The 21,753-nt window shown below is 55.7% G+C and carries 24 protein-coding genes; 19 read left to right on the forward strand and 5 right to left on the reverse strand.

All coding sequences use genetic code 11. The features are described from left to right. Window positions 1–28 precede the first annotated feature (28 nt). Window positions 29–712, reverse strand: coding sequence for an aquaporin (locus tag AC0L7R_RS12565; RefSeq protein ID WP_247126334.1), 684 nt, complete (start codon window positions 710–712; stop codon window positions 29–31). A gap of 159 nt (window positions 713–871) precedes the next feature. Between AC0L7R_RS12565 and AC0L7R_RS12570 the strand changes: the two genes are divergently transcribed. The 11 genes from AC0L7R_RS12570 (at window position 872) to AC0L7R_RS12620 (ending at window position 11,553) form a co-directional block, all read left to right on the forward strand. Beyond that, complete coding sequence (locus tag AC0L7R_RS12570) at window positions 872–1,312, forward strand: TerB family tellurite resistance protein (protein ID WP_473657220.1); 441 nt, start codon at window positions 872–874, stop codon at window positions 1,310–1,312. 87 nt (window positions 1,313–1,399) lie between these two features. Further along, window positions 1,400–2,170 carry an ABC transporter ATP-binding protein gene (locus AC0L7R_RS12575; RefSeq protein ID WP_247126331.1) on the forward strand — a complete coding sequence of 257 codons (771 nt, stop codon included), beginning with the start codon at window positions 1,400–1,402 and terminating at the stop codon, window positions 2,168–2,170. Between the two features lie 27 nt (window positions 2,171–2,197). Next, entirely contained in the window at window positions 2,198–2,920 is a 723-nt protein-coding gene (locus AC0L7R_RS12580; RefSeq protein WP_348108770.1) for a transporter substrate-binding domain-containing protein, read from the forward strand. Window positions 2,921–3,015: 95 nt separating this feature from the next. Beyond that, on the forward strand, window positions 3,016–3,900 hold the full coding sequence (locus AC0L7R_RS12585; RefSeq protein WP_348108781.1) for an ABC transporter permease: 885 nt from the start codon (window positions 3,016–3,018) through the stop codon (window positions 3,898–3,900). After that, the gene (locus tag AC0L7R_RS12590) at window positions 3,897–4,703 is read left to right on the forward strand and encodes an ABC transporter permease (protein WP_247126327.1); all 807 of its coding nucleotides are present in this window, start codon (window positions 3,897–3,899) and stop codon (window positions 4,701–4,703) included. Before AC0L7R_RS12585 ends, AC0L7R_RS12590 begins: the two co-directional genes overlap by 4 nt. Window positions 4,704–4,764: 61 nt before the next feature. Then, window positions 4,765–5,451, forward strand: a complete 687-nt coding sequence (locus tag AC0L7R_RS12595) for a PA14 domain-containing protein (protein WP_473657221.1) — start codon at window positions 4,765–4,767, stop codon at window positions 5,449–5,451. A 43-nt stretch (window positions 5,452–5,494) separates the two neighbouring features. Next, a complete protein-coding gene (locus AC0L7R_RS12600; protein ID WP_247126324.1) occupies window positions 5,495–6,826 on the forward strand; it encodes a glutamine synthetase family protein in 1,332 nt (443 codons plus the stop codon). A gap of 139 nt (window positions 6,827–6,965) precedes the next feature. Further along, window positions 6,966–7,649 (forward strand): glutamine amidotransferase-related protein, encoded by a 684-nt coding sequence (locus AC0L7R_RS12605; protein WP_473657222.1) that lies wholly within the window; start codon window positions 6,966–6,968, stop codon window positions 7,647–7,649. Further along, the gene (locus tag AC0L7R_RS12610) at window positions 7,646–8,998 is read left to right on the forward strand and encodes a glutamine synthetase family protein (protein WP_348109582.1); all 1,353 of its coding nucleotides are present in this window, start codon (window positions 7,646–7,648) and stop codon (window positions 8,996–8,998) included. Before AC0L7R_RS12605 ends, AC0L7R_RS12610 begins: the two co-directional genes overlap by 4 nt. Window position 8,999: 1 nt before the next feature. Then, window positions 9,000–10,304: an FAD-dependent oxidoreductase gene (locus AC0L7R_RS12615; protein WP_473657224.1), complete on the forward strand. Its 1,305-nt coding sequence runs from the start codon at window positions 9,000–9,002 to the stop codon at window positions 10,302–10,304. A gap of 70 nt (window positions 10,305–10,374) precedes the next feature. Continuing rightward, window positions 10,375–11,553, forward strand: a complete 1,179-nt coding sequence (locus tag AC0L7R_RS12620; RefSeq protein WP_473657225.1) for an aminotransferase class I/II-fold pyridoxal phosphate-dependent enzyme — start codon at window positions 10,375–10,377, stop codon at window positions 11,551–11,553. 39 nt (window positions 11,554–11,592) lie between these two features. Here the strand turns inward: AC0L7R_RS12620 and AC0L7R_RS12625 are convergent, their stop codons facing one another. Next, window positions 11,593–12,096, reverse strand: a complete 504-nt coding sequence (locus tag AC0L7R_RS12625; protein ID WP_247126316.1) for a type III secretion system chaperone family protein — start codon at window positions 12,094–12,096, stop codon at window positions 11,593–11,595. Window positions 12,097–12,292: 196 nt separating this feature from the next. Next, entirely contained in the window at window positions 12,293–12,955 is a 663-nt protein-coding gene (locus tag AC0L7R_RS12630) for an HD domain-containing protein (protein ID WP_473657227.1), read from the reverse strand. Window positions 12,956–13,056: 101 nt separating this feature from the next. On the opposite strand from AC0L7R_RS12630, the gene AC0L7R_RS12635 reads away from it, so the two are divergent. Together AC0L7R_RS12635 and AC0L7R_RS12640 are read left to right on the forward strand one after the other, a co-directional pair. Then, entirely contained in the window at window positions 13,057–14,088 is a 1,032-nt protein-coding gene (locus AC0L7R_RS12635; RefSeq protein ID WP_473657229.1) for a M20/M25/M40 family metallo-hydrolase, read from the forward strand. A 17-nt stretch (window positions 14,089–14,105) separates the two neighbouring features. Beyond that, window positions 14,106–14,936 (forward strand): hypothetical protein, encoded by an 831-nt coding sequence (locus AC0L7R_RS12640; RefSeq protein ID WP_473657230.1) that lies wholly within the window; start codon window positions 14,106–14,108, stop codon window positions 14,934–14,936. 52 nt (window positions 14,937–14,988) lie between these two features. On the opposite strand, the gene AC0L7R_RS12645 is transcribed toward AC0L7R_RS12640, so the two are convergent. Beyond that, entirely contained in the window at window positions 14,989–15,228 is a 240-nt protein-coding gene (locus AC0L7R_RS12645; protein ID WP_348109590.1) for an accessory factor UbiK family protein, read from the reverse strand. 103 nt (window positions 15,229–15,331) lie between these two features. Between AC0L7R_RS12645 and lgt the strand changes: the two genes are divergently transcribed. The 6 genes from lgt (at window position 15,332) to AC0L7R_RS12675 (ending at window position 21,140) form a co-directional block, all read left to right on the forward strand. After that, window positions 15,332–16,216 (forward strand): prolipoprotein diacylglyceryl transferase, encoded by an 885-nt coding sequence (lgt, locus tag AC0L7R_RS12650; protein ID WP_247126310.1) that lies wholly within the window; start codon window positions 15,332–15,334, stop codon window positions 16,214–16,216. Then, the gene (locus AC0L7R_RS12655; RefSeq protein WP_473657231.1) at window positions 16,213–17,277 is read left to right on the forward strand and encodes an SAM-dependent methyltransferase; all 1,065 of its coding nucleotides are present in this window, start codon (window positions 16,213–16,215) and stop codon (window positions 17,275–17,277) included. The genes lgt and AC0L7R_RS12655 overlap by 4 nt, the downstream gene beginning before the upstream one ends. Beyond that, window positions 17,267–18,028 carry a peptidoglycan editing factor PgeF gene (gene pgeF, locus AC0L7R_RS12660; RefSeq protein ID WP_473657232.1) on the forward strand — a complete coding sequence of 254 codons (762 nt, stop codon included), beginning with the start codon at window positions 17,267–17,269 and terminating at the stop codon, window positions 18,026–18,028. Before AC0L7R_RS12655 ends, pgeF begins: the two co-directional genes overlap by 11 nt. Window positions 18,029–18,308: 280 nt before the next feature. Continuing rightward, window positions 18,309–18,494: a hypothetical protein gene (locus AC0L7R_RS12665; RefSeq protein WP_247126305.1), complete on the forward strand. Its 186-nt coding sequence runs from the start codon at window positions 18,309–18,311 to the stop codon at window positions 18,492–18,494. A 426-nt stretch (window positions 18,495–18,920) separates the two neighbouring features. Beyond that, on the forward strand, window positions 18,921–19,718 hold the full coding sequence (locus AC0L7R_RS12670; protein ID WP_473657233.1) for a Hint domain-containing protein: 798 nt from the start codon (window positions 18,921–18,923) through the stop codon (window positions 19,716–19,718). Window positions 19,719–19,967: 249 nt separating this feature from the next. Continuing rightward, window positions 19,968–21,140 (forward strand): sugar-transfer associated ATP-grasp domain-containing protein, encoded by a 1,173-nt coding sequence (locus tag AC0L7R_RS12675; protein WP_473657235.1) that lies wholly within the window; start codon window positions 19,968–19,970, stop codon window positions 21,138–21,140. Between the two features lie 31 nt (window positions 21,141–21,171). Here AC0L7R_RS12675 and AC0L7R_RS12680 read toward each other — a convergent pair whose 3' ends face one another. Further along, window positions 21,172–21,672: an Lrp/AsnC family transcriptional regulator gene (locus AC0L7R_RS12680; protein ID WP_247126301.1), complete on the reverse strand. Its 501-nt coding sequence runs from the start codon at window positions 21,670–21,672 to the stop codon at window positions 21,172–21,174. Between the last annotated feature and the right edge of the window lie 81 nt (window positions 21,673–21,753).

Raw genomic sequence — 21,753 nt, forward strand, 5'->3', positions numbered from 1 at the left:
ACCCTTTTCTTTAGCATTCTTCGGTTGGTTATTCGTCGGCGGTCAACATGCCCGACTTGAACAAAACCCCAGCCAAGGTTGCACCGATGATAGGTGCGACGATGAACAGCCAAACCTGACCGATTGCAGTAGCACCCGCAAACAATGCAGGCCCGATTGACCGTGCTGGGTTAACTGAAACGCCAGTCACATTGATGCCCACAAGGTGAATCACAACCAACGCAATACCAATTGCCAGACCGGCCATGTTGGCGGTCGGACCAAAACCGGTGGCCCCAAGGATCACGACCATAAACAGGAACGTCGCCACGACTTCGAACACGAATGCTGATACCATCGAATATTCGCCCAAGTATCCAGCGCCCCAACCGTTCTGTCCCAAACCGTTCTCGGCCACGCTATAGTCTGCTTTGCCTGACGCGATCAAAAGCAGGATCAACGCGGCGACGACAGCACCGGCCACCTGTGCGATGATGTACTTAATTGCTTCCGGCATTGTCATGCGCCCTGCGGCGACCATCCCAAGCGATACTGCGGGGTTGATGTGGCAACCGGACACGGACCCGATCCCGTAGGCCATACCGATCAAGGCAAAGCCAAACGCGAAACTAATACCGGTAAATCCAATTTCTGATCCTGCGATAACGGCAGAGCCGCACCCCAGAAGCACGAGTGTAAATGTGCCGATAAATTCGGCGATTTGCTTATTCATTGTCGTCCCCTTCCATTAAGGTAGGGGCAAGCTAACGGGCAAAAACACCCGTATTTAGGGGAAAAAAGCCCGATAATTGTCTAAACGCACGATTATGGCCAGTTCCGGACTGCGATCCGTCCCTTTCATTCGGTACAGGTGCGCCCTATATCGATTGGCATGTTTGCAGATTTCCTCAAAGGCCTGTTGGCCCCCGACCCCGCCCCGCTTCCTGACACGGATGCCCGCCTTGCGCTTGGCGCGTTGCTTGTCCGTCTGGCCCGTGCGGATGGCGATTATCAAGATGTCGAAGTCGCACGTATCGATCGCATCCTGTCGAAACGTTACAATCTGTCGGACGCTGACACCGCAGCCTTACGGAGTGACTGCGAAACACTGGAATCTGAAGCCCCGGATACCGTCCGCTTCACCCGTGCGATCAAGGATTCCGTGGCCTACGAAGATCGCCGCGCCGTGATTTCTGCGATGTGGGAAATAGTGTTGGCTGATGGGGAACGCGACGACGAAGAAAACAGTCTGATGCGGATGGTTGCCCCGATGCTTGGCGTAACGGACCAAGACAGCAACGCTGCACGGCTTGCTGTCGAAGCCAATTCCTAAATCGCATCGCGCATCGTAAAGTCACGCATTGCCGAATCCTTAAAAATGCGGCCTAGTAACCGGCAAAGCAACGAAAGCGCGCGACCTGTGACATCCGAAAACGTTATTGAAATCCGTGATCTGCACAAATCCTATGGCAATCTCGATGTCATCAAGGGTGTCAGCATCGCGGCCCCTGCGGGTCATGTGGTGTCACTGATCGGGTCGTCTGGATCAGGCAAATCCACACTGCTGCGTTGTGCGAACTTGCTTGAGGACAGCCAATCAGGCGACGTTCTGTTTTGCGATGAACCCGTCACATGGAAAGGCACCGGTCACAACCGCCGCCCATCTGATCAAAAGCAGATCATCCGTATTCGCACTAACCTGTCGATGGTGTTCCAGCAGTTTAATCTGTGGGCGCATATGACAATCCTGCAAAACGTGATGGAAGCACCTGTGACGGTTCTTGGTCGTGATAAGGCCGAAGTCGAAGCCAAAGCCCGCGAATACCTTGCCAAGGTTGGGATCGGCGACAAATGCGACGTCTATCCGGCACAATTGTCTGGCGGCCAGCAGCAACGCGCCGCGATTGCGCGTGCCTTGTGTATGGAACCAAAGGCCTTGTTGTTCGATGAACCGACATCGGCGCTTGATCCTGAACTTGAACAAGAAGTTGTCAAAGTGATCAAAGACTTGGCAGCGGAAGGTCGGACCATGCTGATCGTGACACACGACATGCGTATGGCCGCTGACGTCAGTGACCACGTCGTATTTTTGCATCAAGGTCTGATCGAAGAACAAGGACCGCCCGAGACACTTTTCAAGAATCCGCAAACGGACCGGTTGCGGGGATTTCTATCCGCGACCCAACACTAACTACTCATCAACTTTGGGAGATTTCTGATGAAAAACCTGATCCTGACGACTGCAATTGCGTCGCTCGTATCAACAATGGCGATGGCAGATGGCCACGCTGTGACACGTCTTGGCACCGAAGGCGCCTACCCTCCATGGAACTTCATCAATGACGCCGGCGAAGTAGACGGTTTCGAGCGTGAAGTGGGCGACGAACTGTGCGCGCGTGCTGAACTGACATGCGAATGGGTCACAAACGAGTGGGACAGCATCATCCCGAACCTCGTGTCCGGCAACTACGACGTGATCATCGCGGGCATGTCCATCACGGACGAGCGCGACGAAGTTATCGACTTCTCTGAAAACTATTCCCAGCCTGATCCGTCTTCATTCGTTGCAGCATCAGCTGACATCGACCTGAACTCTGCTGTGATTGCAGCGCAGACAGGCACGATCCAAGCGGCACACGTTGCTGAAATGGGCGCGACCCTGCTGGAATTCGCGACACCTGACGAAACTGTAGCAGCTGTGAAAAACGGCGAAGCTGACGCTGTTCTGGCCGACGCATCCTTCCTCGCGCCAGTGGCCGAAGCCGAAGCAGACCTGTCTGTTGTTGGCGAAGTCCTGCTGGGCGGTGGTGTTGCTGCTGGTGTACGCGAAAGCGACACAGAACTGCGCGACAAGCTGACAGCAGCGATCCAGTCCATGAAAGCGGACGGGTCATTGAACGCGCTGATCGAAAAGTGGGAAATTGGCGTTACTTTCGAGTAACTCTTTTTGGCGCGCTCCAGCTTCATCGTTGGGGCGCGCTTTCCATTTCGTCTACCCAAACAATCCAATTCCCCGCTGTCGACTAGGCTGAACCCATCTTTACATATTGCGCTGATCCCGCCTCGCTCGAGGGGCTGACATGGTTGTCTTGCTACCTGACCACGGGCAAGCACATGAATATGTATTGGGCATTCGGCACAGTCCTGCTGTTGCTAGCCATCACTGCCCCTATATCGCTCGCCTTCGGATTTGGCGGTGCGTCCGCTGCCCGCAGCCAGATCGCGCCACTGCGCTGGATCGGCAAAGGCTACATGTCCGTGGTGCGCGGCATCCCTGACATCGTCTTCTTCCTGTTCTTTGTGATCGCCCTTGATCAGGGGCTGGAATACCTGCGCCACAAGATCAAATGCCCCGATTGGGATGAACCGATCCGCCAAGGCAGCGACTTTATCGTTTGTCAGGCCGCGAAACTGCCGCTTGGCAATGCCCCGCAATGGGTCCACGAAACATACGGTTTTGCCCTTGCCGTTTTGACCTTCGCCATTGTTTTTGGCGCTTTCGCCGCGAACGTCTTATTTGGTGCGATGCGCGCTGTCCCGCGTGGTCAGGTCGAGACCGCTGAGGCCTACGGCATGACCAACCGTCAGTCATTCTGGCGTATTATCGTCCCACAAATGTGGGTCTACGCCCTGCCCGGCCTGTCGAACCTGTGGATGGTCCTAATCAAGGCGACGCCATTGCTGTTCCTGTTAGGCGTTGAAGACATCGTTTACTGGGCCCGCGAATTGGGCGGTTCCAAAACGCCGAACTTCACCGACTACCCGCACCCCGATTGGCGCATGTGGTATTTCGGTGCGCTGCTCGTGTTTTACCTGTGCTTCACCAAAGTGTCCGAAGTCGTGCTGGACCGTATTATGGCCCGTCTGACCCGTGGCCAAGCCACAGCAGCTGGCGAAGCCCAACGGAAGGCCGCCGCATGAGCTGTTTTGAGACCATCGCGGCCTACGCTTTCCGGTCTATCGGGTATGGCGAACGTCTGTTGCCGCGCACCGATTTTACGCTGTGCCAGCAGTTTACGCTGATCGGTTCGGGCATGATCTGGAACATCTATTTCGGATTGTTGGCGCTGCTCGTGGGGTTTTGCATTGCGACACTTGTGGCGATGGGCAAAGCAAGTCCGCGCGCCATGCTGCGTAAACCAGCTGAATGGTTCATCTTCGTGTTTCGCGGATCGCCGCTGTTTATCCAGTTCTTCTTTGCCTACTTCTTGTTCCTGTCGCTGAAAGGCGTCTACCCGATCTTCAGCCCGCTGACGTCTGCGACCTTCGGGGCGTTGGTCGTGCTGATCTTGAACACGGCGGCCTACACCGGCGAAATTTTTTACGGTGCGCTGCAGTCCATTCCCAAAGGCGATACAGAAGCCGCCGATGCTTACGGCATGACAGGCTGGCCGCGCTTCAAACGGATCATCTGGCCGACAATGCTAAGGCTAGCTTGGCCCGCTTACACGAACGAAGCGATCTTCCTGTTTCATGCAACGACCCTTGTGTTTTTCGCAGGTTTTCCGGCATTCCAACAACGCGGCGACGCGCTGTATTACGCGAACTACTTTGCCGACAAGACGTTTAACCCGTTCATCCCATACCCAATTCTTGCGGGCTATTTCATCTTGGTAACGCTCTGCGTAATCGGCCTATTTGGATTGATCAATGCGCGTCTGAACAGGCATCTCCCATCCGAACGCCGGACTAAATTGAAGATAAAACCGCAGATCATTCGATAGCGCCGCAATCCGGCCATAGATGCGTCACGTTAATGCTTTGTTAACCCGGCAAATCAGGCGCATGTTGAGACTGTTTCGCTTTCTTCGCGGCATCAATATTTTGTGCGCTCTGTGCGTCGTTGTGGCTCTGGCCCCAGCGTCCAGTCGTGCTGCGACCTTTACTGGCGAATTCTTCAAGCTGGATTCGCCTTCGAACAACATCAACCAAGCTATCAATGCGATTGCGTCTGCCAGTCCGACGGCCACGTTTCAAACAAGCGCTATCGACTTTCCAAATGGCAACATAAACACCAATAGCAGCAACACAACACTCGCTGCATTCCTTGGCGCTGATGCCGCATCTATTGTCGGCAACGGTTTGGCCACGATCCAAACTTCCGTGTTTCGCTTTACTGGTTTCCTTGACCTGCTTCCGGGCAATCAGTCCTTTGCGGTCGGGTCTGATGACGGGTTCCGCCTGACCATTGACGACACGCAGGTAACCCAACGCGCGCGGGCGCGCAGCTTCGCGACAACCTCCCGAAACCGGAACCCCGCAGAAGGGCGCGTGGCGTTTGAGCTGATCTATTTCGAAAATTACGGCAATGCCGGCGTTGAATTCTTCATTGATGGCGCCCTCGCGAACCCCGCCCCGATCCCTGTTCCAGCTGGATTGCCATTGATCGTGACTGCGATGGCTGGGCTTGGTTTGTTGAAATGGCGGAGACGTCGCAGTTTCCCACTAGCTCAATCCCCTGACGTCCAGTAAAACAAAGGTCGGAATGCCCCTTTTGGGCTAAGGACCTAACTCCATGTCATGGCTACACGATCACCCCGAAGTCCGTAACGTCCGCTGCGGTGCAGCCGACCTGAACGGTCAAGCAAGGGGCAAACGCGTCCCCCGCCGCTTTGCTGAAAAGCTGGAAACCGAAGGTACACGTTTCCCGTTGTCCGTTCTGAACCTCGATATTTGGGGCGAAGACATCGACGATAGCCCCATGGTCTTTGAAACGGGTGATCCCGACGGATTGTTGCTGCCGACGGAACGTGGCTACGTGCCGATGCCTTGGCTGTCGGCCCCGTCGGCATTGATCCCTGTTTGGATGCACGCAGAAGACGGGACACCTTACGCAGGTGATCCGCGTCATGCGCTGGCACGGGTCGTGGATCGCTACAAGGCGCTTGGCCTGACCCCCGTTGCCGCAACCGAGATGGAATTTTATCTTGTTGACGACAGTGGCCGCGAAATCAGACAACCCATGTCGCCACGATCAGGCAAACGCCGACCGGGTGCCGAAATTCTCAGCCTGCGCGCACTTGATGCCTTCGATGACTTCTTCAACGATCTCTATGATGCCTGCGAAGCAATGGACATTCCGGCAGAGGCCGCGATTTCGGAAGCGGGCACAGGTCAGTTCGAAGTGAACCTTGAACATGTGCCCGATGCCCTAAAAGCTGCCGATGATGCGTGGCTGTTCAAAATGCTGGTGCGCGGTCTCGCTCGTAATCACGGGATGGCGGCCAGTTTCATGGCCAAGCCATACGATGATTACGCAGGCAATGGTCTACATACGCATTTCTCGGTCATTGACGCTGACGGCAACAACCTGATGGCCAATGATACGTTCGAAGGCACTGACATGCTGCACAACGCGATTGCGGGTTGCCTGAAGGGTATCCCCGACCTCGCACTTATCTTTGCACCGCACGGCAATTCATATGAACGGCTCGTGCCAAACAGCCATGCCCCGACAGGTATCTGCTGGGCTTACGACAACCGGACAGCGTCTATCCGTGTGCCCGGCGGCAGCTATAAGGCGCGACGTGTTGAACACCGCGTCGCAGGTGGCGACGTAAATCCGTATCTGTTCCTCGCCGCCGTGCTTGGGTCCGCGTTGATCGGGATCGAAGATAACCTGAAACCCGGTACGCCCATCACGGGGAACGCCTATGACCAAGACCTGCCTCAGGTACCCAGCACTTGGGCCGACGCAATCGAGGCCTTTGACAAAAGCCCGATCGCGCGCCGCATTTTCGACCCGCTTCTTGTCGACAACTTTGTGCTGACCAAGCGGCAGGAAATGATGAACTTTGACCAGCTCACACCCGAAGAACAACTGGACCTGTATCTCGACACGGTCTGACCCTTCTTTTGGTTACAAATATCCTGCGGGGGTCTGGGGGTGCAAAACCCCCATGCTTGGCTCGCCAAGCACATCGCCACACTTGCCCCAAGACCCCACGCTGGCTAGGGTTTGCATAAGTATCCATAACAGGCACAGCATGAAAATCGGCATTCTTCAAACCGGACATTCCCCAAAAGAACTTTTGGGGGAAACGGGCAATTACGCGGACCTTTTTGTCAATCTTCTGGCGGGGCAAGACTTCGAATTCGCGGCTTATAGCGTCGTTGATATGGAGTTCCCCGCCAACGCCGATGTGGCTGATGGGTGGTTGATCACCGGATCAAAACACGGCGCATATGAAGATCATCCGTTCATCGCCCCTCTCGAAACCCTGATCCGCGATATCTACGCCGCCGACCTGCCGCTTGTTGGTATTTGCTTTGGCCATCAAATCATTGCGCAGGCGCTCGGTGGGAAAGTCGAGAACTTCAAGGACGGCTGGGCCGTTGGTCGTCAAACTTACGATTGGCAAGGCGAAGACATCCATTTGAACGCGTGGCATCAAGACCAAGTGGTCGCACTGCCCGAAGATGCAGCAGTCTGCGCGCGCAACGACTTTTGCGAAAACGCGGCGCTGATCTATGGAAAGAAAGCATTCACCGTTCAGGCGCATCCCGAATTTGACGGCAACTTCATCGCTGGTCTCGCGACCCACCGCGGTCCCGGCGTCGTGCCTGACGCGCAACTTGATGCTGCGCGTGCGACGCTTGATGCGCCGGTTCACAACGCCCGCTTGGCCCGCAAGATTGGGTCGTTTTTCAAAGAAAGGTCTATCGCATGAGCTGGATTGACGCGCTACCGAATGCTGCCAAGACTTATCTCGAAGCGAACCGCTTGGATGAAGTCGAATGTGTCATCGGCGATCTGCCCGGCATTGCGCGTGGTAAGGCTGTGCCTGCCGCCAAATGGGAAAAACAACAATTCTTCCACCTGCCGGAATCAATCTTTTTCCAGACCATCACCGGCGATTGGGGCGAAGCCGCCGGACCTGCCGGTTTCACCGAACCTGACATGATCCTACGCCCTGATATGTCGACCGCGACTGCAGCCCCATGGACGGAAGACGGAACGCTGCAGGTTATTCACGACGCTTACCGCACGAATGGCGATCCTATCGGATTTTCGCCGCGCAACGTTTTGAAACACGTCGTCGCGAAATATGCTGAACAAGGCTGGACCCCTGTTGTGGCGCCCGAAATGGAATTCTTCCTTGTCGCGCGGAATACCGATCCCGCCAAGAAGATTGAACCGATGGTTGGACGTACCGGTCGCCCTGTCGCGGGGCGGCAGGCCTATTCGATGTCCGCTGTTGACGATTTTGGCCCCGTCATCGACGACATTTACGAATTCGCCGAAATCCAAGGGTTCGAAATTGACGGCATTACTCAGGAAGGCGGCGCAGGCCAGCTCGAGATTAACTTGCTGCATGGCGATCCCGTGAAATTGGCCGACGAGGTGTTCTATTTCAAACGCCTGATCAAGGAAGCCGCGCTGAAACACGATTGTTTTGCGACCTTTATGGCCAAACCGATCGAGGGCGAACCGGGCAGTGCGATGCATATTCACCATTCGGTTCTTGATAGCCAAGGGCGCAATATCTTTACCGGTGCCGACGATTCCGAAACGCCTGCGTTTATGAATTTCATCGGTGGTCTGCAGAAAAACCTGCCCAACGTGGTCGCGATTATGGCCCCTTATGTGAACAGCTATCGGCGCTACGTCCGTGATCACGCCGCACCGATTAACCTTGAATGGGGCCGCGACAATCGCACCACGGGAATTCGTGTACCGCTGTCTAATCCGGCGGCGCGACGGGTCGAAAACAGGCTCGCTGGAATGGATTGCAACCCTTATCTGTGCATCGCGGCCTCATTGGCTTGCGGGTATCTGGGTATGATGAACGGCACAAAGCCGGACGAAATTTACCGCGGCGATGCCTACGACGGTGAAGACGATATTCCGCAGGGCCTGTATGCAGCGCTTGATCTGTTCGACGAAGCGACAGACATCCACGACATCATGGGCCCCGATTTTGCTCGGGTTTATTCGATCGTCAAGCGGGCTGAATACAATGAGTTTCTTCAGGTGATCAGCCCATGGGAACGCGAACATTTGCTGTTGAACGTGTAATATGAGCGTCCTGTACCGCAACGACACCCAAGGCCAATTCCCGAACTCGTGGTACGCGGCCACGGTTGATGCGCCCCCTATTCGGCCAGACTTACGCGGCGCAAACACCGCGGACGTCTGCATCATTGGCGCGGGATACACAGGATTATCGGCTGCAAAGCTGCTGGCCGAAAAAGGTCTGTCCGTCGTCGTCTTGGAAGCCCATCGCGCGGGCTTTGGCGCATCGGGCCGCAACGGCGGTCAGGTCGCCTCCGGCTACAATGCACCGCAACGATTACTGGCGAAAAAGCTAGGGACGGATACCGCGCGCGATCTTTGGGCATTGACCCAAGAAGCGAAAGCAGACGTCGCGACGAACTGCGAAACCATCGCACCCGATGCGCAATGGAAGCCAGGCGTCGCACATGGGTGTTATTCTGCGAAAGAACGCGACGGCCATCACGCTGACGCCGCCTATTTGCAGGACACCTATGGCTACGACCAGATCAAGACGTTCACGCAATCGGAGTTTGCCGACGTTGTCGGTTCCCCTTTGTACCAAGGCGGCACGATTGATTGGGGTGCGGCCCATATTCATCCGTTACGATATGTGCTGGCGCTTGCCAAAGCTGCCGAAGATGCAGGCGCGGTGATCTATGAAAACAGTGCCGTGCATCACATAGGCAAAGGTCCCAAAATCACGTTGCGAACCGGCAAAGGCCATGTCACTGCCGACCATCTGATTATCGCGACCAACGGTTATATCAGCGGTCTTGAACGTAAAGTCGCAGCCACGATTATGCCCGTGAACAGCTTTATTTGTGCGACCGCACCATTGTCCGACACACAAGCGACTATTCTGAAGCAGGATATCGCAGTTGAGGACAGCAAGAATGATGTGAATTACTACCGTCTTTCTGATGACAAACGCTTGCTTTTTGGTGGGCGTGCGGCAGCAAAAACTACATTCCCGCAAGACATTGGCGCTATGCTGCGCCCGCGTTTTACCGCGTTGTTCCCGACCTTGGACCGGATCGGCATTGATTATGCATGGGGCGGTACGTTGGGCGTCACGATTTCGGGGCTGCCCGCGATCCAACGGATCGACAGCAACATCGTCTCTGCGGGTGGATATACGGGCCACGGGGTGGCGCTATCTGGCCTTTGCGGCAAGATCTTGGGCGAAGCCGTCGCAGGCCACGCATCACGGTTCGACACGCTCGCGACATTACCGACGCCTGCCTTCCCTGGTGGCACCGCACTGGGACGTCCATTGTTACAAATGGTGCTCGCATGGAACGGATTGCGCGAAAAACTGGGGCTTTGAGCGCGGTCATAGAATTGTCATAAGTTTCATGTTAGCTATTTCCGAAAAAGCATTTCGGAAAAGGTGAAATATGTCACAATTGCCCAACCTGACACAAGCTGAACCAATCCCCGCGGCCGCCAAGGCAGAAGTCACGCGTATCTTGGAAACCGGTGACCTGTTTCGCTACACCAACGATCAATCGCCGGTCGCACTGTTGGAAGCCGAATTTGCCGCGAAGCTTGGCAGTACCTATGCATTGGCCGTGTCGTCATGCTCTGCTGCGCTGTTCCTGTCGCTCAAGGCGCTGGGGCTGCCCCGCGACGCCCGCGTTCTGATCCCGGCGTTTACCTTTGCGGCAGTACCGTCATCCGTGGTGCATGCCGATTGCGTGCCCGTGCTGTGCGAATGCGGCGACAATTACCGCATTGATCTGGATGATTTTGCGGCCAAACTGCCATCGGTCGAGGCCGTCATCATCAGCCACATGCGCGGGCATACGTCGGACATGGATGCGATCATGACGCTGTGCGACGCGGCAGGTATTCCAGTCATCGAAGATGCAGCGCATAGCCTTGGCACGACGTGGGGCGATCGGAATATCGGGACTATCGGTAAAATCGGCTGCTTCAGTTTCCAGTCCTATAAAATGCTGAACGCGGGCGAAGGCGGGATCATGATCACCGATGACGCCGAACTTGTCGCCAAAGCGATCATCATGTCCGGCGCGTATGAACATAACTGGCGAAAACATCCGGTCCTGCATGCGCCCTTCGCGACATGGCAGAACAAGCTACCGCTTTATAACTTGCGTCTGAACACGCTGTCTGCGGCTTTGATCCGGCCACAGCTGGACGCATTGGACCAGCGCGTCACAGACGGGCGGCGCAATCATGATCATGTTGCAGACCAATTGAATGCACATCCGAATTTAGCGGTCCCTGCAAAGCTTTCCCCTGAAAATCGCGCACCGGATTCGATACAGTTCAATCTTGTCGATATGACAGATGCGCAAATCGCGGATTTCCAGAGCGCTACGCAACAGGCCGGTCTGAACGTCCAAATCTTTGGGCGTTCCACGGATAACGCGCGTGCCTTTTGGAACTGGCATTTTCTTGGGGACACACCTGAATTGCCGAAAACCCGCGCCATGCTGATGATGGCATGCGACGTGCGGCTGCCTGCACGACTGACGCAGGCGGAATGTGATACAGTGGCGCAGGCGCTGCTAACAGCGGCGACCCAAGCCACACAACAAAAGGCTGCGTAACACGACGCAATCTAGCAAAAATCGAGACTGGACGCGCGGTTACGCGCGTCCGTAAGCTTCAGCAATGGCGATCTGAACCGCATCTTTTGGACTACGGTCGGCCCATGTCACCAGTTGGATGGCTGGATAATAGCGTTCACAACTCGCGACAGCGGCCCCGATCATTGTATCGATCTGTTCAGCTGATGGTGCTTGATCGCCCGCGAGCACAAGACCGTAGCGATAAACCATCATCTGTTCATCACCCCACCACGAAAACGATCCCGCCCAGCACATGTCGTTGATCGTGTTCAGCGCTTCGTAAAGCGCCGGAATACGGTTCGCTGGCGGTTCCATTTCATACGTGCAGATCAGCCGTAGCGTCTCATCGGCCGCACACCAAGCCACAGTAATCGCATAGGTCCGCCACTGCGCTTCAACCGCCATTGCGATCTGGTCATCGTGGATGCGGTCAAATTGCCAGTCATGGTGTTCGGCGACGTATTCAACCAAATCAATCGGATGCAGGTCATCCGTCTCAAGATAATGCTCTGAAAGTGCCATATGTCGCGCCTCGCCTGTCTGGCAGCGGGACGTGGCAGCGACCCAACCGCTATGTGACTGCTCTAGGATCAGTATTTTTGTTTTCTGTCCCTACGACATATGGTGCTTTACGAGACCTTACCTGTAAAGCAATTTCTTGGGGATAAGTGGGACGCCGCCCAAGATACCTGTGGAGAACTCGCGATTATTCAAAAGGTTAACGTGGAATTGCCCCGATTTCGGCCAACAGGCCATCCCGAAAGGCTAAAAGCGCCGCGTGCCGGTCTTGCGCCATCGCAGCACCCGTCGCGGTTTGGAACCCTTCTGCAAGCGTCAGCAGCTTAGTTTCGAAATGATCAATGGCGAAGGCCTTGTCGTCCAGTTCCCGTTTTTGCGCCCTAGGATCAGCCGGATCGTACAGACCGGACCCCATGCGCCCCGCGACGTAGAAACAGCGTGCCACGCCAATCAAGCCGATCGCGTCTAAACGGTCCGCATCTTGCAGTATCTTTGCTTCAATCGTTGTTGGCGTGACATTTGCTGAAAAGCTGTGCGCGACGATCGCGTGGGATACGCGGTCAATGTCCGCTTCATCCCATTCCAGCCCCTCTAATACGCCTCGGGCCTTGTCCGCCGCCATCCGCGACCCTTGCGACCGATCCGCCGCATCCTTTTCAAGTGACACGCAGTCATGCAGCAGCGTTGCCGCACATAGCACGCGGCCATCCCCACCCTCTGCCGCGTGAATGGTGCGCGCGTTGGCCCAGACCCGCGCGATATGGGCGATGTCATGTGACCCATCGTCTGCGTTGTCACAGGCATGCGGCAAAAGCTGCGCGGCCAATGCGGTGAAAGGTGCAAAGATATCAGGTGTGGTCATCTGGGCCTCTTACGGTTTGGCCGCCTGCATACCGACAACCGGCTTGCCTTCACCACCCCCGCAGCCCACATTTATAATAACCTAAAATGACGGAGCCTTTGATGAACCTCGATCTGCTGAAAACCCTGTGCGAAACCCCCGGTGTGCCCGGCAATGAACATCGCGTGCGTGACCTGATCACATCCGAGATCGGCGGGTTGTTTGACGAGGTTACGACCGATCCGATGGGGTCGCTTTTGTGCAAACGCAACGGGACTGGCGACAACCCGAAGAAGATCATGCTGCTCTGCCATATGGACGAAATCGGGTTTCTGGTCAGTCATATCAGCAAAGACGGTTATCTGTACCTGAACCCTGTCGGCGGCTTTGACCCACGCAACCTATTCTCGCGCCGTGTCCGCGTTTGCACCGATGGTGGCGACTACCTTGGCGTCATGAACCCAGGTGGCAAGCCAGTGCATATTGCCTCGCCCGAAGATCGCAAGAAGGTGCCGGAGGTCGGCGATTTCTTTGTCGATCTCGGGATGGGCAAGAAGGCGCATGACGTCATCAAAGTCGGCGATTTTGTTGTGATGGAAGAACCGTTCATCGAAATCGGGGATAAGATCGTGTCAAAGGCGCTGGATAACCGGATCGCCTGCTGGCTCGGGATCGAAGCGATGCGGGCACTTAGTGACAAAGGGCGCGGTGCGGAAATTCACGTGGCATTTACATGTCAGGAAGAGGTTGGTCTGCGCGGCGGCAAAACAGCGGCCTTTGCCGTGAAGCCGGACATCGGGATTGGTGTGGATACGACGCTGGCGTGCGACACACCCGGCATTCCCGAAAAGGACGCGACAACAACGCAAGGCAAAGGGTTCGGACTGCATGTGCGGGACAGTTCATTCATCGCGGATCGTGATCTGGTGAAACAGATCGAGGCGCTCGCGATTGCAAACGACATCCCTTACCAGCGCACAATGCTGGCCGCTGGCGGCCAAGACGGGGCGGCGGCGCAACAGGCGGCTGCCGGCGCACGGGCTGTCGGGATTGTCGTGGGTACGCGCTATATCCACACAGTGACCGAGATGATCGAAAAGGGCGATCTACAGGCAGCGCTGGATATCTTGGTGGCGTATCTCGGTGAGTTTTAGTGCGCCTCTGGAGCCCTTTGGTTTGCTTCCTTAATGCTGCGGCACGCTTAGCTGAAGTCGCGCGCAAGTGGCTGGTCTTCCTGTGCTTTCTTGCGCTCTTGTCTCTATCTGTTGCTTCGCACACGATCGGTGCGGTAACAGATATGACGAGTAAATTCATTTTTGCCGTAAGCGGTGTTGCTACAACGACAATGCAAGCCCAAACCGCGCGCAGAAATACAGCGGACCGCAGCGATCGCCTTTTGTCTCAGCGAGAGGGCGAGCTACGACAACTTCAAACTGAACATACCGATCTGCGCGCGCGTCAATCGCGACAAACAGCGCAGATCGCTGACCTCGCCGCATCTAATCGGATTTTGCAGAGCTTAAATCAATCGCAGCTAGAGGCGATGGCACAATTGCGGTCCCAAAACAACACGCGCATTGTGCTCAATAATCATTCCACGAGACTCATTCGGTCAACGCTCTCGGACATTCAAAGCCGAACGGCAAAAACGGCTGCAGTCAACGTTGGAAGCGTTTTTGGTGAGGCGGTCCCTGTCTTCGGGATAGGCATTATTGTTGCGGCTACGACATTTGAATTGGCGGCCGCATGTGAAACGATGATTGATCTTCATGCGCTTCAATTGGCAATTGACCCCGACAGCGACGTCGACACTAGTCACGAGCAGGTTTGCGGTCTGAACGTTCCCACCAAAGAAGAACTATGGGCAGCTGTTAAATCGTCACCAGAAAAAGCTTGGGACACGTCGATGACGGCAATCAATTCAACCTCAGACTGGGCCTCTGAAATAGAGACCCCGGATTTCAGCGGGGCCTGGTCGTGGCTAGTGTCTCATTTCCGATAACAGCCGTCTCGGAGAACCCATTTCTTCGTGAAAAATTGCCCCCGCACGCGGTTTATTTCGCTTCGAGTGCTGCGATCCGTGCCGCGAGTGCTTCGTTTTCTTCGCGTGCCTTTTGCGCCATCGCCCGTACCGCGTCGAATTCTTCGCGCGTCACAAAATCACGGTCGGCCAGCCAGCGGTCCATCATCGAACTCATCGCGTTGCCCGCTTCGTCTTTTGCGCCTTGTGCCACGCCCATGGCGTTGGTCATCAGTTGCGACAGGTCGTCTAACATTTTGTTCTTGGTTTGCATGATGCAGCTCCGCTTTTGCTTGCTTTATATATGGGCACCCGCGTGCCCACGTGCAACCCGCCATCCCTGTTGACTTTGCCGCAGCCCAAAGCCACGTAAAGGCATGAGCAATCCGATACCCTTCCCCGCCATATCGCCCGAGATTTTCTCGATCAATGTATTTGGATTTGAGCTGGCCCTGCGCTGGTATGCGATGGGGTATATCGTCGGGATCGCTATTGGCTGGCAGGTGATTGCCGCAGCCCTGCGTCGCCCACATCTGTGGCGCGGTGGCGTGGCCCCGATGGAACATAAACAGCTGGAAGACCTGCTGACCTACGTCGTGATCGGCGTGATCGGTGGTGGTCGGCTGGGCTACGTTCTATTCTATAACCCTGCCCGTTTCATCGCGAACCCGCTTGAGATTCCGATGATTTGGACTGGCGGTATGTCATTCCATGGTGGCTTTATCGGCGTCGTCATCGGCGTTTGGCTGTTCAGCTATCGCAACAAGATACCTTTCTCCGCCCTTGCAGACATCGTCTGCGTCGCCGCTACCCCTGCTATTCTGCTGGTCCGCATTGCGAATTTCATCAACGCTGAACTTTGGGGCCGCCCCACGGATCTGCCTTGGGCTGTCGCGTTCCCGGGCCAAGCCGCACAAAGCTGTGCCACAGCAACGGAACTGTGCGGCCGGCATCCGTCGCAGCTCTATGAGGCCGGTCTCGAAGGATTGATCCTTGGCGCGATCCTCATGACGCTGGTGTTCGGCTTTGGCGCGCTGAAACGCCCGTGGATGATCACTGGCCTGTTTTTCGCGGGCTACGGCATTTCTCGTTTCATCATCGAATTTGTTCGCCAACCGGATGCCCAGTTCGTCACAGAAGGCAATCCGCTTGGTCTTGCGTTTCATATTGATGGATGGGGAGTGACCATGGGTCAGACACTTTCCCTACCGATGATCCTGATCGGCCTCACGATCTTTGTCATGGCGCGGCGGCGGTCATGACCGCGCTTGCCGATCTTCTGATTGCGCGGATTGGCCAGACTGGCCCGATCACACTGGCGGACTATATGGCTGAATGCCTACTGCATCCGAAACATGGGTATTACGCCACACGCGACCCGTTCGGAGCCAAAGGCGATTTCATTACGGCGCCTGAGATCAGCCAGATGTTTGGCGAAATGCTGGGGCTTTGCCTCGCGCAGGCATGGATCGATCAGGACCAACCCACGCCCTTTACGCTCGCCGAAATTGGTCCGGGCCGTGGGACGTTAATGGCCGACATGCTGCGTGCAACGAAATCAGTGCCCGGTTTCCACGATGCCGCATCTGTGCACCTGATCGAAGCATCACCCGTTTTGCGCGCCAAACAGGCCGAATTGGTCCCGCAAGCGACGTGGCACGATACGATTAGCACATTACCAGATGCGCCGCTGTTCATGGTCGCGAATGAATTTTTCGACGCGCTGCCCATCCGCCAGTTTACACGCGACGACGCGGGTTGGCGTGAACATATGGTTGGGGTGCAGGACGACAGATTGACGCTAGGCCTGTCGGCCGCAGCCCCGATAGAGGCGCTGGACCACAGGCTTGACGACACCAAGGCAGGCGATCTGGTCGAACTTTGCCCTGCCCTGCCCGGTATTACGGCGCAGATCGGACAGCGGATCGCAGACCACGGCGGTGCCGCGCTGATCATAGACTACGGCGATTGGCGCAGTTTGGGCGATACGCTACAAGCCATCACAGATCACGCGCCCGTTGATCCATTCAAAGCGCCCGGCGACGCCGACTTGACCGCGCATGTGGATTTCGAAGCGATTGCGCAGGCGGCTAGCCCAGCCCAATTCACCCGCCTGACCACGCAGGGTGTTTTTCTCGAACGGCTCGGTATTACCAATCGCGCTCAATCGCTTGCACAGCATTTAACCGGTGACGGGTTAGATCAGCATATTGCAGCGCACCGCCGCTTGACCCACCCGTCAGAAATGGGTGAGATATTCAAAGTTATCGGGCTGCATCCAAAAGGCACCCCACCACCTGCGGGACTGACACATGACGCTTGAGATCATCACCGACGATCTGTTGGAAGGCATTCCGCACGGGTTCTTTACCCGCAAAGGCGGCGCGTCTTCAGGTGTTTATGCGGGCTTGAACTGCGGCTTTGGCAGCTCTGATCAACACGAGATCGTCGCGATCAATCGCGCGCGCGTGGCAAATGCAATGTCTGTTCCTCACGCCCATCTGATGGGCGTTCATCAAGTCCATTCAACGGATGTGGTCACGGTCAAAGAGCCCACACCGGATAAGCCCAAAGCCGACGCGCTTGTGACGAACGTACCGGGGCTCGCCCTGTCGATCCTGACTGCTGATTGCCAACCCGTCCTTTTTGCTGACCCGGTCGCTAAGGTCGTCGGAGCAGCGCATGCGGGCTGGACAGGTGCGTTGAATGGTGTGCTCGAGGCGACGTTAGACGCGATGGAAGCGCTGGGCGCTGACCGCGCCAACACCAAAGCGGTCATTGGCCCGTCAATCAGCCAAGCGGCTTACGAAGTTGGACCAGAGTTTTTCGAGACCTTTCTGGCAGAAGACCCACTTTACGCCCGTTTCTTTGCGCAAGGCACAGGCGACAAAATGCAATTCGACCTGCCGGGCTTTGGCCTGATGCGCCTGCGTGGCTTTGGAATCGGCGATGCGGCTTGGACGCGGCACTGTACGTACGCAGACGAAGACCGATTCTACAGCTACCGGCGGACCTGTCACCGCAAAGAAGCCGACTATGGTCGACTGATTGCCGCGATTTCCTGCCCGACTTAGGCAGGAATTAGGCAATATCGCGCCAAGGTATTGCCTCATTTTGTGAAACAATTGCTCAATCTGCAGCCTGATTGTTTCCGCAGATTAAAATTACCGATAGAAAACAAAAACTTCCGGGCGTTTGGGCAATGTTAACCAACTTGCCCCATTCTAGTGGTGCGAAACACGAAACTTTTTTGAGGACGGTCAAATTCTTGCCCGCATCCTAGGACAAACTGTTCTCAGAGCAGCAACAATACAACGTTGCACGAACCAACAGATCGACACCGGAGAAAAAACAATGGCTAAAGCACGCTGGATGGATGAAACGAAAACTGCAGCAAACGACTGCGAAACTAATATGCCTTGGGCCCGCGGATTGCGCCGCCAAGCGATGATCGCCCGCCGCCTTGAGACTGAGACACGTCAAAACAAAATTACCCTGCCGCCAATGCCGGCATTCATGTCCATGGACATTTCGGCCTAACGACACCGTCGGAAAGCCTGCAGCAAAAGCCCCCGCCAGGCATGGCAATCGTGGGACTTTTGTAATGCTCAGACGTCAGGCGTTCCAAACGGTGCTGTAACGGCCCGCATTCCCTCTCCCTCCCCCCGACTTCCCAAGGGTCGGTCTGTCAACCGCGTAGTCCCAAGCTGCGCGGTTGATTCGTGTTTGGACACCCGCAGGACGCGTTTGATGCGGTGATCGCCCGCGCAAATATGGCAGAGTCGTGCTCGTTTCGGCGACAATCCCGATCCCTGAATTGGGATTAACTCCGATAGCGCTGACAAATCCAAATAGTTTTGACAGCGCACGCCAAAATTTGCCACATTCGCCACAACGAATTTAGCAACTCTCCTCAGATGTTGTCGGTGGGGCCGACAGATGTGTGAAGAACCGAAAGGTGTTCGCATGCGCAAGACCCACCAAGCCGTCGCTGGCCTCGCGACGGAAAGTTATACCTCTCCGGCCCTTAATGGTCGGATCGCTAGTCAAGATGGGCGACTGTCCCGTGTGAAGCCTCTCATGCGGAAATATGAAGTCGCCCATCTGACACCATCCTACGACATCGAAGAATTTACGCGCATCGCACCTGCGTCGGCTGTGTTTGAAGATTGTTTCGCAGCCATCGGGCGCGGCGCGATCTTGCAGACCCAGAACGGCCCAGTCGCCGTCGAAGATCTGTTGCCGGGCGACAAAATCAAAACATCGACCAACGGATTTCAGACGTTGCGCTGGCGTGGCAGCATGACAATTGTGCCCGGTGCTCGCAATAAACGTCCCGAAATGGGTACGATGACACGCTTGACGGCTGATGCGTTAGGATACGGTCGCCCCGGAATGGATCTGGTCTTGGGGCCATCGGCACGCATGCTGCATAAGGCGCCAGGCGTCAAAACCTTGACCGGAAGCGACGCCGCATTCGCACCGGTGCGCGACTTTATTGACGGGTCAAGCATCATCGAATTGCGCCCGATTGCGCCCGTCCATTGTTACCAGCTGGGTTTCGACAATCACGAACAGATCAACGTCAACGGCGTCGAACTTGAAACGTTACACCCCGGTCTGGCCCATACAGTTCAAATGCGATCGGACATGCAGCTTTTGTTTATGTCGTTGTTTCCGCACAAAGAAAGCCTTTCGGATTTTGACGTCCTTCTCCATCCGCGACTGAACCTGCGCGATCTTGATATGTTCGCTGTGGCGTAACCGATGACCCGTTTGGATTTATCATCGCCGACGGCTAAGCTTACAATCCGCGTTGGAAAGCGACGGCAGCCGCTGCGCGCCCAGACGGCGCAGGCCCGCCGCATGGTCATAGCACCAGTGCACGTTGCACATAATTCGAGACCCCGCCCGCGTCTGGCCCCGACTGCGCCTTAATCTCACCACGTTTTCAAGATTGATTGTTGTTCAATTCGAAACAACTCTCTTGCCCTTGGAAACAATGTGAGCGCCATGAACGTACAAATTTTACCGACCGCCGAACAGAAAGACCAACAAGATTACCTCGCCGCGCGTGAAAGCACGCAGCAAGAACTGCTTGTATACGCGGCAAAGACATCCGGCAGGTCGGTCATCCAGATTATGCGTGATTACAAAACGATGGCTGCGTCACACAGCCGCCTGAACCTTGTTGAATATGTCCGTCATGGCCTGTTCGATGCAGATCGCCACGACGCGGAAGCGCGTGCATTGTTCATCTCGAATGATCGTCATTGGGACATGACACACACCTGTAACAATCAGGGATGGTCCACAGTCGCCGAAGACAAGATGCTAGCTGAAACCATGCTCAAGGCCGGCGGTGTTCCCGTTCCGGAAACAGTTGCCGTCATCGACAAATCCGCCCGCGTCTACCCTGGTGTTCGCAAGATCACGACAGCTGAAGAGCTAAAGGAACTTGTGACCTTTGAGCTTGGCGATGGCCTGTTTGGCAAGATTGTCGACGGTATGGTCAGCTTTGGCGCTTTTCGCATTGATCACGCTGACGCAACTCACCTGACATGCGCGGGTCAAGACCCCGTCACTTATGCAACGTTCATGGAAAACGTTGTGGCCGACAACGCCTATGTCGTGCAGCGCAAACTGTCCAACCATCCGGATATCGCGAAGTATTGTTCATCTATCGCCACCGTGCGCATGGTGAATCTGTTGAAAGATGACGGCGTCTATGTACCGATGGCTGTGATCAAGCTCCCGCAGGGCAACAACATTGCCGATGCGTTCTGGCGGCCTGGCAATCTGGCGTCAGAAGTCGATGTTGCGACAGGCCGCATCAAGACAATCGCGCAACGCGCAGACCCTGTTGTGGCGTTTATGGACGACCATCCGGAACAGGTTGGATTGATGGGGATGACCCTGCCGCATTGGGATCAGGTGGTCGAGATTAATGCCAAAGCCGCCAGTCTGTTTGGCCCGATCCGTTACCAATCCACGGATATCGCGATTACGCCGGCCGGCCCTGTTGTGGTTGAACTCAACTACGGCGGCGGATTTGACCTCCCGCAATACGCCAGTGGTCGGGGCATGCTGACACCTGAAGTGCGCAGCTTTTTCGAAGGGTTCGGATACGATTTCGATGCGACCCAGAAAAAAGTAGGGTTGATGGGTCGTCTATTGAATAGATAAACCAACAAGCGGTGGGCACGTCCCGCCGCTATTACGCCTCTTGGGCGAGCCGCTCTTCAAGGACATCGAACGGCACACCTGGGTGATCTTTCGCACCCCGAATAACGAGCGACGTTTTCACAGACGCCACGTTCGGCGCGCTTGTCAGTTCTTCCGTCAGGAAACGTTGAAATGACCGCAAATCAGGTGCGACGCATTTCAGAATGAAGTCCACTTCGCCGTTCAGCATGTGACATTCGCGAACCAACGGCCAGTCCTGACATTTGTCTTCAAACGCGGATAGATCAACTTCGGCCTGACTGACCAAACCGACCATCGCAAAAACCTGAACTTCGAAGCCCAATTCGCGTGGATCAACGTCCGCGTGATACCCGCGAATAAACCCCGATTCCTCGAGCGTCCTGACACGGCGCAGACAAGGTGGCGCCGAAATGCCAACCCGTTTCGCAAGCTCGACGTTGGTCATACGCCCGTCCGCCTGCAATTCAGCCAGAATCATCCGATCGATATCGTCTAGTTTTTGACCCGGCATGCATGTTTCCCTTGCTGTATTGTTGATTCCTACGTCAGACCAAGCGACTGCGCAACAATGTTTCACATAGTTAAAAGAAAA

It is taken from the genome of Yoonia sp. D2-7 (assembly GCF_055809435.1).